Origin of the sequence: Pseudoalteromonas sp. LC2018020214, from assembly GCF_016598755.1 — a bacterium.
Classification (GTDB): Bacteria; Pseudomonadota; Gammaproteobacteria; order Enterobacterales; family Alteromonadaceae; genus Pseudoalteromonas; species Pseudoalteromonas distincta.
In genome coordinates, this window is sequence record NZ_CP066804.1 from 2,839,576 (window position 1) to 2,854,525 (window position 14,950).

A 14,950-nucleotide genomic window follows, 5' to 3' on the forward strand; every position below is an offset into this window, starting at 1 on the left:
CTGATGTGAATGAACACACTTTTTGGTCCTGATGTCTATTTAGATGATATAGAACGCCAAGGATATACCGTAATTCATAACGCGCTTATTGCCGATTTAGTTAACGATTTAGTTGCAGACTGCCACCGTATAAACCCTCACTTTAGCCTTGCTGGTATTGGTCGATTAAATGACTTACAAATAGATAAAACCGTACGTACTGATAAAACCTATTGGTTTGACGGCAGCTCTCAAGCACAGCTTACCTATCAAGCAATAATGCAAAGTATAAAGACCACGTTAAATCGCAGTTTTTTTATGGGGTTATTTGATTACGAATGCCATTATGCAAAATATACACAGGGTGATTTTTACAAAAAGCACTTAGATGCATTTAAAGGTCGCTCTAATCGAGTATTTACAACGGTACTTTATTTAAATACGCCTAAGCAAGGTGGCGAACTTGTTATTTATAAACCTAAAAGTAAAGAGATAGAAATAACAATTAAACCAACTGCTGGCACATTAGTAATGTTTGAAAGCGAACGCTTTGCCCACGAAGTACTTCCCGCCGTTGACGATCGCTATTCTATTGCAGGCTGGTTTAGAAAAAACGCCTCTATTAGCGGCATTATTGATCCGCCCCGATAACTCCTAATAGAGCATTTTAACAGCCTTTATTGAGGCTTTTAAAATGCTATTGGGTATGAAAGTAATAACCCTATAAAAATAGCCAAACCCACGTAATGATTATTTAAAAACGCTTTAAAACAGGCATCTCTTTCACGTTTATGAATAAGCGTTTGTTGGTATACCAATAGGCCCGCAGCAATACTTAAACCAACGCCAAACGCGACACTTAAATGATTGCTTATACCAATAAAAGCAACCAACGCTATAAATACAGCATTAAGTAAAAAGATAATATGGCGGTCGTATTTACCAAATAAAATAGCGGTTGATTTTACCCCTATTTTTAAATCGTCGTCCCTATCAACCATCGCATACATGGTGTCGTAAGCCACTGTCCAGCAAATATTGGCTATAAATAATAACCATGCCTGCTGTGGTAGTGCATTAATTGAAGCCATATACGCCATAGGAATAGCCCAACCAAATGCAGCCCCTAAAACAACTTGAGGTAACTGTGTATAGCGCTTCATAAAGGGGTAACAAAAGGCTAAAGCCAAAGCTCCAAAAGAAAGCAAAATAGTATTAACGCTAAGCATTAATACTAAAATGAACGCAATAACTATGAGTAGTAAAAATAGACTAAGTGCTTCACCACTACTCACCTGCCCTGAAGCTAGCGGCCGTTGAGCTGTGCGTTTTACCGAGCCGTCTATTTTTCTATCTGCAAAATCATTAATTACACACCCTGCGCTACGCATAACAACAACGCCCAGCGTGAATATAATAAAGTTGAGTAAGCTCGGCATCCCACTATTAGCAAGCCATAAAGCCCAGTATGTTGGCCAAAGTAATAACAAGGTACCAATGGGCTTATCTATACGCATTAACTGTATATAATAAGGAATATGTTTTGGCTTTAAAGCGGCTAATTTCATGAGTATAAATATGCTCCAGGTAAAAACACTTCACACACTAAAAACTTATATTCTTTGAGTGAGAATACACTTCGACGCCCTAGTAAGTTTTTCTCGGGTAAGTTCAATTTTGTAACTAATTGCTGAATAGGGTGCGTGTCATCAAAATAAGCAATTTCTATATCCGTTCGTTTTAATGCTGGGTCTTGAAAAATCACATCACCTAAAGGACGCTCGCCCATATTGTGCAAAGGATTAATAGAATCATTTTTCGGAAGCCAGCTTTGTGCGTACACCACAGGTTTGTTATCGCACAGTAAGAGAACTTCTCGATTAATAGCTGTTTTAGCTGTGCTGTTTAGTAGTAAGTTTTGCTCTGGGCTTAAAGTAAATAACTGCTCACTTAATACCTTTACATTAAAAGTTTTTGAGTTGCTTTTTAATTTAGCCGTTAATGAATTCTGTTCAAAAAGCCACTCTTGCTCTAGAGGAGATAAGTCACTTATATAAGAAGTGGACTGCCAATTAGCAGATATAGACAGAGGATAAGTAGTCACAATAGCTCAACAAAATAAAAAACAACGAGATGATACCATTGCCAAAGCTTTTGAAAAAGTGATGTTTTATAACCATAAATAATTGCTTGGCGCTGTTTATTACCTACTATTAAGTATAAACTATTTGTAACAAGTTTTAAGAAACGCTTTAAATATGAAAAAAATAGTATACGCAGGTCTTTTTACGTTCTTTGTAAGCGTTATAAGCTTTACAGCTCGTGCTGAATCCACTGTTGGTTATTTTGGTTTTGAGCCAGATATAATCACCAACTACATTGGCGCATCAAGTAAAAAAATGGGCTATGTACGTGTAACTATTGATTTAATGCTTACTGATACTTCTGATATTGCAGTGGTTGAACACCACACGCCATTACTTCGTGATGCCCTAGTAGAGATTTTATCTAAAGAACCAGAAGAAAAAATAAAATCACTTACTGGCCGTGAAGAAATACGTGCAAAGTGCGCCGAAAAACTAAAAAGCCTGCTAAAAGAAGAAACAGGACAAGAGATCATCCGTGAAGTCTTGTTCACTAAATATTTATATCATTAGTATTTAACGTTTTGCGTTAAATATTTTGGCGGTATAGGCAAAAGCCATACCGCTAACTAACCCACCTAAGTGCGCCCAATTAGCCATACCTACAAACAATACATCAGCAAACCCAAGCACTAACCAAATCAACATAAAGCCAACAATAGCCGTACTTACAAGCGCAGGCTTGTTAGGATTTAAAAAGCTATGAATCCAGCAAAAACCAAGTAGCCCATACACCACACCACTCAAGCCGCCAAAATTGGGGCCAACCATTAAGTATTGTGCCCAATTACTTATAAGTGCAGTTACTAAAAACAAACCTATTAGGCTGAGTTTCCCGCATTGCTTTTCGATATTGTCACCAAGCGACATCCACCAAATTAAATTAAACACTATATGCATCGCGCTAAAATGTACGAGGGCGGGCGTTAACCAACTTAAAGGCTGCGTAGGTTTAAACTGCATCATGGTGTAAATGGTCTCAAAACCACCTAGTAAAAAAGCAAAATAAATTATAACGCTTACAATACTTACGGTTTGATTTAACCAGCTGAGCGCTTTAAATCGCGTCATTAGATTAAGTGATTGCCCTTGATATTTAAGCGGCGATTGTGTGCTACCTACATCCCATGAAGCTTGTTGATAGCGTTCATGGTTAGGGTTTTGTGTAAATTCGGCCCATAACGGCTGAACTTGATGAAAGTCCTCCTCAGTCACGCTAATAATGACATTACTGCCATCTGCCGAGTGTATCTTTGCATCTAGGCCTTGGCTTTTTAAATAATCTATAAAGCCTTGTGCGGCGCGCGGGTTATTTAAACTGCCAAGCTCTATCATCGCTCTACTTTCTCGCTGTAAGCAGCTTCCCAAGCTGTAAAGCCGCCATCCATACTGTAAACGTCTTCAAAACCTTGCTCAACTAGATAGCTAGCTGCGCCTTGTGAGCTCATACCGTGGTAGCAGACAATAATAATTGGCTGATCGAATTCTTTTTCCATCATAAATTGTGCGATATTACCGTTAGAAAGTGCTTCTGAGCCTGGAATGCGACCGGCTTGATACGAATTAGGATCGCGAATATCTGCAATTACCACGTCTTCTTTATCTAAAAGCTCTAACGTTTGCGCTATAGAAATATGTTTAAATGCCATTGAAATCTCTTTAATTAATAGTATAAAAAAGGCGGCTAAAGCCGCCCTTCTTGTAATTTAGTGAGGAACTAATCCCAGTTTAAAATTACTTTACCTGACTGACCTGAAATCATCATATCAAAGCCAGCTTGGAAGTCATCCACAGAATATTGATGTGTAATGATTGGGTTTAAATCTAGGCCAGATTGAATCAAACTTGCCATTTTGTACCACGTTTCGAACATTTCGCGACCGTAAATACCTTTAATCACTAAACCTTTAAAAATAACTTGGTTCCAGTCAACAGCCATATCAGATGGTGGAATACCTAGCATGGCAATTTTACCGCCGTGGTTCATATTATTAAGCATTGAATTAAACGCGCTTGGCACACCTGACATTTCAAGGCCAATATCAAAACCCTCTGTCATACCTAGCTCTTTCATTACATCTTCAAGCTTTTCATTGGCAACGTTTACAGCCCGTGAAGCCCCCATTTTACGTGCTAAATCTAGGCGGTATTCGTTTACGTCGGTAATTACAACGTGGCGAGCTCCAACATGTTTTGCAACAGCTGCTGCCATAATACCAATTGGGCCTGCACCAGTGATAAGTACATCTTCGCCAACTAAGTCAAACGATAGTGCGGTATGAACTGCGTTACCAAATGGGTCGAAAATAGAAGCGAGTTCGTCAGAAATATTATCTGGAATTTTAAATGCGTTAAATGCAGGAATAACTAAATATTCGGCAAACGCACCTTCACGGTTTACACCTACACCCGTTGTATTACGGCATAAATGTACACGCCCTGCACGACAATTTCGACAGTGACCACACGTAATATGCCCTTCGCCAGATACGCGGTCGCCAACCTGAAAGCCACGAACTTCTTGACCCATATCAACGACTTCACCAACATATTCATGGCCAACAACCATAGGCGTTGGAATGGTTTTACTTGCCCATTCGTCCCACTTGTAAATATGTACGTCGGTACCACAAATAGCTGTTTTGCGAATTTTAATCAGTAAGTCGTTATGACCTACTTCTGGCTTTGGTGCATCTGTCATCCAAATGCCCGGTTCTGCTTTTAATTTAGATAATGCTTTCATAATCCACACTCAACTAAAAAACCGAAGCGAGGCTTCGGTTTAAAATAAAATTAAATAACGCCCATTTCTTTACCAATACGGGTAAATGCATCGATAGCTGTATCGAGTTGCTCAATACTATGTGCCGCTGAAATTTGTGTACGAATACGCGCTTGCCCTTTTGGTACTACAGGGAATGAAAAACCGGTTACGTAAATGCCTTCAGCAAGTAATTTATCAGCCATTAACGAGGCTACTTTGGCATCTCCTAGCATTACAGGGATAATTGCATGATCTTTACCTGCACACGTAAAACCAGCAGCTTCCATTTGCTCACGGAAATATTTAGCATTTGACCAAAGTTTAGCGCGAAGCTCGCCGCCATTTTCAAGCATTTCAAGTACTTTAATTGATGCAGTAACAATTGAAGGCGCTAATGAGTTTGAGAACAAGTATGGGCGTGAACGCTGACGTAACCATTCAACAATTTCTTTTTTACCTGATGTATAACCACCTGAAGCACCGCCCAGCGCCTTACCTAATGTACCGGTGATAATATCTACACGGTCTAATACATTACAGTACTCAGGTGTACCCTTACCGTTTTCGCCAACAAAGCCAACTGCGTGAGAGTCATCTACCATTACAAGCGCATCATATTTATCGGCTAAGTCGCACACAGCTTCTAAATTACAAATAACGCCGTCCATAGAAAACACGCCATCGGTAGCAATTAGTTTAGTTTTAGCACCGGCTTCATCTGCTGCAATAAGTTGCTTCTCAAGATCAGCCATGTCGTTATTTGCATAACGAAAACGCTTAGCTTTACATAAACGTACACCGTCAATAATTGATGCATGATTTAATGAATCAGAAATAATAGCGTCTTCTGCGCCTAAAATAGTTTCAAACAAACCTGTGTTTGCATCAAAACATGAAGAATATAAAATAGTATCCTCTGTTTCTAAAAACGCACTGATTTTTTGCTCTAGTGTTTTATGGATATCTTGCGTGCCACAAATAAAACGTACTGAAGCCACACCAAAACCATGATTATTTAAACCATTCTGCGCCGCTTCAATTAACTCTGGGCTATTAGCTAAACCTAAATAGTTATTAGCACAAAAGTTGATTACTTTACCTGATGCAACTTCGATTTGAGCTTGCTGCTGGGATTTGATAATACGTTCGTTTTTATACAAACCTTCGGTTTTTACGTCTTCAATTTGCTGTTGTAGCTGGCTAAAAAAAGCAGATGCTCTCATCTAGGTTCTCCATATATTTGAACGGGTAAACAACCGCACTTTCGCGGCTGTTTATTATGCGGGGTATTGTAAAAGTTTAATGGGTAAAATGCACGGTTTGCAGTTCGTCGCAAACGCCCTAAGTTGGAAGGAATTCCTGCCAGTTTACAGGCTGTTTATTTATGTGTTTAAAAGTGCAGGTAAACTACTTATAGAATCGATAATTAAATCAGCTTCTTGCTTAGCGCTTTCGTCAAAGCTTTGACCTGAACGCACTAAAACGCGTGTAGTGATCCCTGCTTTTTTCGCAGCCTGCATATCACTGAGTTTATCGCCCACCATAATACTGCAAGCAGAGTCGATGTTATGCTCTTGTATGCCTTGTAATAACATACCTGGCGCAGGCTTTCTGCAACTGCACTCTTTCAAATATTCAGGGTGCGCTTTTTTTGGGTGATGCGGGCAAAAATACACATCTGTAACTTCAATGCTGTGGGCACTAAACTGGTCTTTCATCCAGTCGGTCAGTGCTAAAAAATCAGCTTCGGTGTAATAACCTCGACCAATTCCAGATTGATTAGTGACGATTATGATTTTATAGCCTGCATCATAAAATGCTTTACAAGTGCTAAAAACACCGTCAATAAATTCAAATTTATCGCTTTGATACACATAACCATGATCAACATTTACCACGCCATCTCGATCTAAAAAAAGCGCTTTATTTTTTTGTTGTGTATTCATTACAAAGACTCTTTTTGTACAACATGGTCAAACATCGCTTTTACATCATCAACTGTAATTTGGCTCATTAAATCATCGCCTTTTACGCGTGTCCCCCACGAGACTTGCTCAGCCGTTTTACCTGTTTGCTTAAACAAGTTTTGATGATAAACCTCTACCACGTAGTCTTGATATAAATAAGGACCTGTGCGTGCTGGATTTGAATGTGCATATAAACCAATAACCGGCGTACCAACTGTTACTGCCATATGCGCAGGACCCGTATCGGGCGCGAGCACTAAGCTGCCACGCTTTAACACGCACAACAACTCTTTGAGTTTTGTTTTACCGACTAAATTTAAAATAGGCGTGTTGCTGTGCTCAATAATGCTATTTGCTAGGTTAATCTCAAGCTCTGTTGGGCCACCCGTCAATACCACCTTAAAGCCTTGCTCGCTTGCATAATCAGCCAATGTGGCATAACGATCAGCGAGCCAATTACGCTGCGCTTTACTAGCTGCGGGCGATATTACTAATAGTTTATTAGTTAGGTATTCTGATGTTAATAACTCATCTGCAACCGCTTGGTCTTGCTCGGTATATGGCATGTCCCAACTCGGTTTATAATCAGCTACACCAATGGCTTTTGCAAAACCTTTAAAGCCTTCAAGCACATGCGCCTGGGCTTGTGGGTCTATTCGTTTATTAATAAATAAGCTGTGCAATTCTTTTGAACGTGCCCAATCGAACCCTATTTTTACTTTTGCAGGAATACAGCGCGCTACAAACCCAGCCCTTAATGCAACTTGCATATTAAGAAGCACATCAAACTTTTGGTTGTTGAAGCGTTGCTTTAAGCTTTTAAGCGCTGCTTTGCCTTGCTTTTTATCAAATACCACCAGCTCAACACCCGGTAAGTCAGCAAGTAACATGGCTTCTATTTTGCCAATTACCCAGGTGATTTTTGCATTCGGGTGTGCTTTTTGAATGGCTTGTACAGCACTCACACCATGACATACGTCACCAATGGCAGAGAGTCTTAATATACAAATAGATGAATAATTAGGAGCTTGAGTCACACATTCCCTTAGGTATTAAATACAAAAGCCGATCTTAAATTATAATCACGCTATTGCAAGCACTTATCCTGCGCTTTAAAACGCGCTAATATAGACACATTATTTAGCAATTACACAGAGCTATGTTTAAACAACACGTGCAAGGCAACCACACTGTATTAAGGCACCCTAAATACACAAGCCAAATTACCCTCGATTGGTTTGATGCAAATTATTGGCAACAACAAAATAAAATTGTGGGTGCTAAAAAAGGCAGAGCAACAGCATGGTTTTTTAAACAAGACAAATTAACAGCCGTACTTAGGCATTATTGGCGCGGTGGTTTAGTGGGTAAATTGCTAAGCGATCAATATTTATACCCAGGGCTTGAAAAAACCCGTGTGTATAAAGAGTTTAGCTTAATGAGTAAACTTATAGAGCTTGGTTTAAACGTACCCACCCCTATTGCAGCTAAAGTAACCCGCAGCGGGTTAATTTATCGTGGTGATATTATTACCGAGGCTGTTAAAGGCGCTAAAAGTGTACTCGATATATTAATTGAACGCCCATTGACTGAAGATGAGTTGGAGCGCATTGCTAAAACAATCGCGCTATTTCATTCAAAAGGCGTTTACCACGCTGATTTAAACATTAATAACATTTTATTTAATGATATTGGTGATGTGTATATTATCGACTTTGACAGAGGTGAAATAAGAATGCCTAACCCACAGTGGCAACAAAGTAATATAACACGCCTTGAGCGCTCATTTTTAAAAGAACAAGGTCGAAATGATGCATTTAATTGGCAAGCGAATGACTGGCAAACTCTGCACAGCAACTACTTCAAAGCGCTCGCCAATATCAGTTAACCTAATATCAGTTAACCTAATATCAGTTAACTTAGTTAGCCAAGGCTAAATACTGCAGAGCAACTTGCTCTGCCTGTACTTGTTTTAGAATTTCTGCGTTTTCTACATTTGGCTTATCTGCTAGCACCAACTTAACAGCATTGGCTAATGCCTCACTTTGTTGAACGGGTACTAAATATTTACTTAGCTCGCCTGTTAATATCTCGCTTGGTCCAAATGTACAATTAGTGCTGACTACCGGAGTCCCCACTGCTAAAGCCTCAATTAATACCGTTGGCAGCCCTTCAAAATCAGAACTCAACACTAAAGCTTTGGCATGCTTAATCCAGTTGTATGGGTTTTGTTGAAATCCTGGCACTACTAACTGTTTTTCTATGCCGTATTGCTGTGCAAGCTTTAGCGCCTTAGCCGGTTTATTACATAAAAGGACTAACTTGTATTTTTTATCAAGCTTTGCAAATGCTGCAAATAATATATCGTGGCGTTTTTGTTTGGCGAGTCTTCCTACATGAATTAAGTAAGGCTCATTTGGGATATTGTTATTTTTCTCATTTGCTTGTTGGTTTATTTTTTCAAAATCGAACGGGTTATAAATAGTCGCGATTGCACTTGGGTTAATTAAATCCCCTTGTGTTATTTCTTTTTCAACACCCTTTGATACGCAAATAAGTGATTTACCATTTAAATTTTGTTTACTTTTTTTAAGGTATAAATATGAAAATGGACCTAACTTTTTTTGACGAGCAAGTTCTGCATTGACGGAGTTATGAATAACAAAATGAACATTTTTGATATTACTACGTGCAAGTAAATTATTACTTCTATCAAGGTTAGAAAGCACTAGAGCAATATTGCCAATCTCGCTTTGTTTTTTTTCAAACCACGCTTCTAATCGCAAAATACTATTTTTTCGCTGCCAGAATCTATCTACTTTAGATGCTCTATCAGGAAAAAGGCTATCAACTTTAACTATATCAGGAATGTCATACTCAGCGTTGCTCGCAAGAGATAATATAGTGACATTGTGCTGTAGTTTCGCCATTTTTTCAGCCAAGGTAAGCATTACTTTTTCAGCACCACCACCTACTAGTGAATCAATTACAATCACTATATTCATAAGCGTTCTCCTACAAGCATATTTTTTATACCGGTAGTGATCACATCGAAGCTATGTGTGCTATCGAGTTGCTTATATTTACCAATAAATTCACTATAAAAAGGCTCGCTAATAACCTGAGCTATTTTCGTAGTGATTTCATCAATATCAAGATTCGCTTTTATTACAACACCTGCATTAACGCAATGATCCAAACGTGTATTTTGATCTTTTGAGATAGCACATGCCACAACAGGGGTTTGAACTGCAATTGCTTGCAATAAAGTATCTCCACCACTAAGTAATGCGACTTTAGCTTGGCTCATTAATGCCAAAAATTCGGTTCCTTGCAGGCTTGATAAACAAGTAACCTCATCACTTTTAGGAATTGCTTTATTATAATTTGCACCAAACACTACAACTGCTTTTAAACCAGTATGCTTAGTAATTTTAAGCGCGGCTTTAAAGTAAACCTCAGCACAATTAAGATTATTTAATATATGCCCGCCAGAACCCGCATTAACAATAAAATAGCCATCAGATACTAAGTTATAACGATTTAAAACATCACGTTTTTGCTCACAAGAAGCAAATGGAACAAAAGGGCCTACATTACGAGGGTGTGCCAAGGGAAACATGTCTAACTTCGCACTTTCAGCCCATGTAAGTGGCTCAATACAATAATCAGGCTGTACTACCCAATGTGTATCAATTAAATTAATCCTGTTTAGCTTCAAGCCTTTAGCGCGTTTTTTTGCATGCTGAGAAATAAATACAACTTTAGCGCCTACTTTTTTAGCCGCTTTCATATGCCCTGCACGTCCTGCACAATCAAAAACAACGACGTCAGGTTTAAATTGCTCTATAAAGTCGCAAACAGAATCAAGCTCTTTAGTCGCTGAGTGTTCAAGCAATGTGGCTTCAAAAGGACACTTTTTTGCGTAGCTTGTATGCTTGTTTAATATGAAGTGAATATCCAGAGAATCAGTAAGTTCTGCCTTTAAACTTTGAGCCAACAACAACGAGCGCATATATTCACCAATGCCTTCTGGTGATGATACGGGAATAAATAAAAGTCGTTTGTTGCTCATTACATTCTCAATTTCCTATTTGAACTCCAGTATATCAATCAGATACTTATTACGATAGCTGGGTTACATTTTAATATATTAAATTAGCCCTATAAATTTGATTATTTACTGCAATAACAAGCTTAGGTTGATAAACTTAGCCGCAATCTAAATCACAAGGATCTGAACTTTGCGAAACAGAATTTTTCTACTTTCTACTCTTTTTTGCGCTATGAGCGCGTCAGTTAATGCTGAGCCATGGGTAAAACCCGATGATTACGGTCTAAGAGCTGATATTCAACAATTAGCTGATGCCGGTGTTATTTTAGCTCCTGTAACTACCTATCCGCTTATGTGGAAAAGTTTTATAAGTGATGTGCAAAGCATGCCGCTGGAGCAATTATCTCCAAGCTTGCAAGATGCTTTACTTCGCGTAAAACATCGATATAAATCAGAAAATAGTAGCTCGCATAGTCTTCAATTATCAGCTTTTGCAGCCACAGATCCAATCATAGCAACAAGCTTTGGTGCAACAAATACTCAAGAAACAGAGCTCTCAGCAGCTTACGCTTATTTAGGCGATAACTTTGCAGCTAAAGTAGCCGTAAATTATAGAAAAGATGGTAAAAAATGTTTAGTTGATGGAAAAACGACTGACGATATAGCTACCGATGAGCAAGCTTTAACCGATTGTAACGATACCTCACTTGACGATAGTTACTTAGCTTACCGTTTAGGTAACTGGATTTTTAGAGCCGGTGCTGTTGAACAATTTTGGGGACCTGGTGTTGATAACAGCTTAATTATGTCTGGTAATGCGAAACCTTTACCTGCACTAAGTGTAACTAGAGAAAAAAGTACTGCTTTTGAAACACCATGGTTAAGCTGGATTGGTCAATGGGGCTTTACCGCACAAATGGCTAAACTTGAATCTACACGTGTAATTCCTGATGCTTTACTTTGGAGTACTCGTGTTAATTTTCGCCCTATACAGCAGCTAGAAATTGCACTTAGTTGGTCTGCACAGTGGGCTGGTGACGGACAACCGGGTTCTGCAGGTGATTTTATTGATGTTATAACTGGCCAAACAACTTGCACTAATGGAAATGACAGCTGTGACAGTCAATTTGAGTCAAAAATAGGTAATCAGTTAGCGGGGATTGATATTCGCTGGTCAGGTACTTTATTTAACCAGCCCTATGCTATTTACGGCAGCACAATAGGCGAAGACGCAAGCTCTCAATTTAAGCCCTCCGACAGAGCATACCTTTTTGGTATTCAAACAAACCAACGCCTATATGATCTAAACATTTTAATCAACGCAGAGTATATTGACACAGGTGTCACATGCACTGAGCTTTTAACTCGTCAAAACTGTTACTACGAGCACATAGACTACAAATCAGGATATCGCTACCACGGTCGCAATATTGGCTCAACCTTTGATAACGATACGCAATCGTTAGTGTTCACGATTTTAGGTCAGCTTTCTAACGGCGATGATTGGCAAGTGAAACTACGGAGTGTTGATTATAACAGTGATAATACTGACCGCTATGGAAACAATCCAGACTTAGGTAACACTATTACTAAAACAGGCTTTAATAGTAAGCAATTAGAGCTTCGTTATAGAGTGCTTTCGATGGGAGGGCGAGTCACTTTAGGTGCTTTTGCATCTAACAATGACGGCGCTGAAAACGATACATCAGCATTTGCCAAGTATGAATTAAATTTTTAGTAAGTTACTTTATTAAAAATAAAAAGGGATGAAAACACTGTTTTCATCCCTTTTTTGTATTTTTAGTAACTTAAATCAGTAATTATACCAATTGCATTAAATTAGTGTTCTATTACAGCGATAAGAAAACAGCTCAATAATAAGGCTGAAATTATGATACATAGTTGTTCTATATAAATAATTTTTAACGCAGTTAGTGAGTTATTTAATACGCTAGAATGAGCATGTTTTTAATAAAATTGGTATTACTGTTTAATTTTGCTAATTACTTTTGATGTCGAGCATCCATCTAAAAATTCAAGCACTTCAACTTTTCCACCATGACGAAGTACATGCTCAGCACCTGCTATTTGCTCTACGGTGTAGTCGCCACCCTTAACTAAAATATCAGGGCTTATCTGCTCAATTAATTTAGCGGGAGTGTCGTTTTCATCTAAGCTACCAAACGGAATAACCCAATCAACAGATGAAAGTGCGCTAAGTACCATCGCACGCTCATCTAGCGGGTTAATAGGACGTTCTGCCCCTTTTAAACGCGTAATAGATTCATCGTTATTTAATCCAACAACGAGTCTATCGCCTCGTGCTTTAGCTTGCGCTAAATAACGTACATGCCCAGCATGTAAAATATCAAAACAGCCATTAGTGAATACAATGGTTTCGCCGTTTTGTTTTGCAAATTCAATATGCTGAAGTACATCATCAAATGGTGTTTGGTAATGCTCACCCGTAGTATGTAAATACTGACCAAGCTTGCGGCTTAGCTCTTCTGGCGAGACAGTTGCAGCCCCAAACTTACTCACAACGATGCCTGCGGCTAAATTAGCAATTTCGACAGCATCTTTAGGTTCCATGCCCGCGCCAAGCATAACAGCGAGTGTAGCTATAACCGTATCACCGGCCCCGGTTACATCGCTTACTTCAAGCTCTTGCGCTGCAAAATCAAATTTTGCATCTGCACTAATAAGCGACATACCTTGCTCAGAACGCGTAAGTAACATAGCTTTAATGCCATTTTTGCTTATTAAATCACGCGCACTTGCTGCTAAAGCCTCTTCTGAATCGGTTTGACCACCCGCTAACTTAAACTCATGTAAATTAGGTGTAATGTAATCAGCACCTTCATATAAATGTAAATCTGGCGATTTAGGGTCGATTAAAACCGTTTTTCCGGCGCCCTTAGCAAGGCTTACCATTTCTTTAATTAAACTCAAAGATCCTTTGCTGTAATCAGAAAACACAATAAAATCGTATTCATCAAGTACAAGCTCTAAACGGTTTAATAAAAGTTGGCTATGTTGCTCGGTAAATGTTTCTTCTAAATCAAGACGAACCAGTTGTTGGTGGCGGCTAATAACACGCATTTTTGAAATAGTCGGTAAATCACATACACTGACTAATTGTGAACTTATTTTTTCACCTTTTAGAATAGTCTCTAAAATCTGCCCGCTTTCATCTTCACCAATTAAGCCCAGTAAGCCAACTTTTGCATCTAACCGCGCTATATTTTTTGCAACGTTAGCTGCGCCGCCCGCTTTGTCTTCAAATTTACTCACTTTAACAACCGGTACTGGCGCTTCTGGCGAAATGCGACCTGTATCACCATACCAATAGCGGTCTAGCATTACATCGCCAACAACTAATATTCGTGCCGCTGATAAGTTTTTTAATAACGATAAATCCATTACTGCTGCTCCGCAACAACCATATCCATGGCTTCACATAACCAGTGACCTATAAACATGTGAGCTTCTTGAATACGTGCTGTTTCGTCATTTTTTATAATAATAGGTAACTTAGCAATATCTTTTACTTTGCCGCCATCACGTCCAGTTAATGCCACAGTAAAAGCGCCTAGTTTATTTGCAGCTTCCAATGCTAAATTAATATTGTTACTAGTACCTGATGTGGTTAAACCAATTACTAAATCTTCTGGCTTACATAACGCTTGAACTTGGCGTTCAAACACCGTATCAAAGTGATAATCGTTGCTGTGCGCTGTTAAAATAGAGGTGTCGGTAGTCAATGCCATTGAAGCAAGCGGACCACGTTCTAATTTATAACGCACTACAAATTCTGCTGCTAAATGCTGTGCATCTGCTGCACTACCACCGTTACCAAACCAAACAATCTTGCCACCAGCTTGTAATGCACTATGGCATGCTTCTAACAATTGCATAGATTCTTGATGATAAGCCTCCATCGTTTCAAATAATGCCTGATGACGGTTTAATGTTTCAACGTAGCTAGTTGCCACTGAATCGATAATTGACATGAAAAAATTCCTCTTGGAACTGAAATGGC

At 38.9% G+C, this 14,950-nt stretch carries 16 protein-coding genes; 4 read left to right on the top strand and 12 right to left on the bottom strand.

The annotated features are described in order from the left end of the window. Positions 1-9 precede the first annotated feature (9 nt). Positions 10-630, top strand: a complete 621-nt coding sequence (locus JG479_RS12615) for a 2OG-Fe(II) oxygenase (protein WP_002961046.1) — start codon at positions 10-12, stop codon at positions 628-630. Between the two features lie 38 nt (positions 631-668). Here JG479_RS12615 and ubiA read toward each other — a convergent pair whose 3' ends face one another. Further along, the gene (gene ubiA, locus JG479_RS12620; RefSeq protein WP_200219436.1) at positions 669-1,547 is read right to left on the bottom strand and encodes a 4-hydroxybenzoate octaprenyltransferase; all 879 of its coding nucleotides are present in this window, start codon (positions 1,545-1,547) and stop codon (positions 669-671) included. After that, positions 1,544-2,083 carry a chorismate--pyruvate lyase family protein gene (locus tag JG479_RS12625; protein ID WP_200219437.1) on the bottom strand — a complete coding sequence of 180 codons (540 nt, stop codon included), beginning with the start codon at positions 2,081-2,083 and terminating at the stop codon, positions 1,544-1,546. Before JG479_RS12625 ends, ubiA begins: the two co-directional genes overlap by 4 nt. 154 nt (positions 2,084-2,237) lie before the next feature. Between JG479_RS12625 and JG479_RS12630 the strand changes: the two genes are divergently transcribed. Further along, positions 2,238-2,636, top strand: a complete 399-nt coding sequence (locus JG479_RS12630; protein ID WP_002961049.1) for a flagellar basal body-associated protein FliL — start codon at positions 2,238-2,240, stop codon at positions 2,634-2,636. Positions 2,637-2,639: 3 nt separating this feature from the next. On the opposite strand, the gene glpG is transcribed toward JG479_RS12630, so the two are convergent. The 6 genes from glpG to JG479_RS12660 all read right to left on the bottom strand — a co-directional run bounded on the left by glpG (position 2,640) and on the right by JG479_RS12660 (position 7,891). Continuing rightward, positions 2,640-3,458, bottom strand: a complete 819-nt coding sequence (glpG, locus tag JG479_RS12635; protein ID WP_039489665.1) for a rhomboid family intramembrane serine protease GlpG — start codon at positions 3,456-3,458, stop codon at positions 2,640-2,642. Continuing rightward, complete coding sequence (gene glpE / locus JG479_RS12640) at positions 3,455-3,772, bottom strand: thiosulfate sulfurtransferase GlpE (RefSeq protein ID WP_010554397.1); 318 nt, start codon at positions 3,770-3,772, stop codon at positions 3,455-3,457. Before glpE ends, glpG begins: the two co-directional genes overlap by 4 nt. Before the next feature lie 68 nt (positions 3,773-3,840). Beyond that, positions 3,841-4,866: an L-threonine 3-dehydrogenase gene (gene tdh / locus JG479_RS12645; RefSeq protein ID WP_024595694.1), complete on the bottom strand. Its 1,026-nt coding sequence runs from the start codon at positions 4,864-4,866 to the stop codon at positions 3,841-3,843. 50 nt (positions 4,867-4,916) lie between these two features. Next, a complete protein-coding gene (locus JG479_RS12650) occupies positions 4,917-6,110 on the bottom strand; it encodes a glycine C-acetyltransferase (protein WP_002961055.1) in 1,194 nt (397 codons plus the stop codon). 159 nt (positions 6,111-6,269) lie between these two features. Further along, positions 6,270-6,833 carry a D-glycero-beta-D-manno-heptose 1,7-bisphosphate 7-phosphatase gene (gene gmhB, locus JG479_RS12655; RefSeq protein WP_193226230.1) on the bottom strand — a complete coding sequence of 188 codons (564 nt, stop codon included), beginning with the start codon at positions 6,831-6,833 and terminating at the stop codon, positions 6,270-6,272. Continuing rightward, positions 6,833-7,891, bottom strand: a complete 1,059-nt coding sequence (locus JG479_RS12660) for a glycosyltransferase family 9 protein (protein ID WP_039489662.1) — start codon at positions 7,889-7,891, stop codon at positions 6,833-6,835. The genes gmhB and JG479_RS12660 overlap by 1 nt, the downstream gene beginning before the upstream one ends. Positions 7,892-8,013: 122 nt before the next feature. Between JG479_RS12660 and JG479_RS12665 the strand changes: the two genes are divergently transcribed. After that, positions 8,014-8,742, top strand: a complete 729-nt coding sequence (locus JG479_RS12665; RefSeq protein WP_039489659.1) for a 3-deoxy-D-manno-octulosonic acid kinase — start codon at positions 8,014-8,016, stop codon at positions 8,740-8,742. A 31-nt stretch (positions 8,743-8,773) separates the two neighbouring features. On the opposite strand, the gene JG479_RS12670 is transcribed toward JG479_RS12665, so the two are convergent. After that, positions 8,774-9,859 carry a glycosyltransferase gene (locus JG479_RS12670; RefSeq protein WP_039489658.1) on the bottom strand — a complete coding sequence of 362 codons (1,086 nt, stop codon included), beginning with the start codon at positions 9,857-9,859 and terminating at the stop codon, positions 8,774-8,776. Further along, entirely contained in the window at positions 9,856-10,929 is a 1,074-nt protein-coding gene (locus JG479_RS12675) for a glycosyltransferase (protein ID WP_200219438.1), read from the bottom strand. Before JG479_RS12675 ends, JG479_RS12670 begins: the two co-directional genes overlap by 4 nt. A 211-nt stretch (positions 10,930-11,140) precedes the next feature. Between JG479_RS12675 and JG479_RS12680 the strand changes: the two genes are divergently transcribed. Next, positions 11,141-12,646, top strand: a complete 1,506-nt coding sequence (locus JG479_RS12680; protein ID WP_082007383.1) for a capsule assembly Wzi family protein — start codon at positions 11,141-11,143, stop codon at positions 12,644-12,646. Positions 12,647-12,891: 245 nt separating this feature from the next. Here JG479_RS12680 and hldE read toward each other — a convergent pair whose 3' ends face one another. Beyond that, a complete protein-coding gene (gene hldE / locus JG479_RS12685; protein WP_200219439.1) occupies positions 12,892-14,331 on the bottom strand; it encodes a bifunctional D-glycero-beta-D-manno-heptose-7-phosphate kinase/D-glycero-beta-D-manno-heptose 1-phosphate adenylyltransferase HldE in 1,440 nt (479 codons plus the stop codon). Next, on the bottom strand, positions 14,331-14,921 hold the full coding sequence (locus JG479_RS12690; RefSeq protein ID WP_002961065.1) for an SIS domain-containing protein: 591 nt from the start codon (positions 14,919-14,921) through the stop codon (positions 14,331-14,333). The genes hldE and JG479_RS12690 overlap by 1 nt, the downstream gene beginning before the upstream one ends. Positions 14,922-14,950 lie beyond the last annotated feature (29 nt).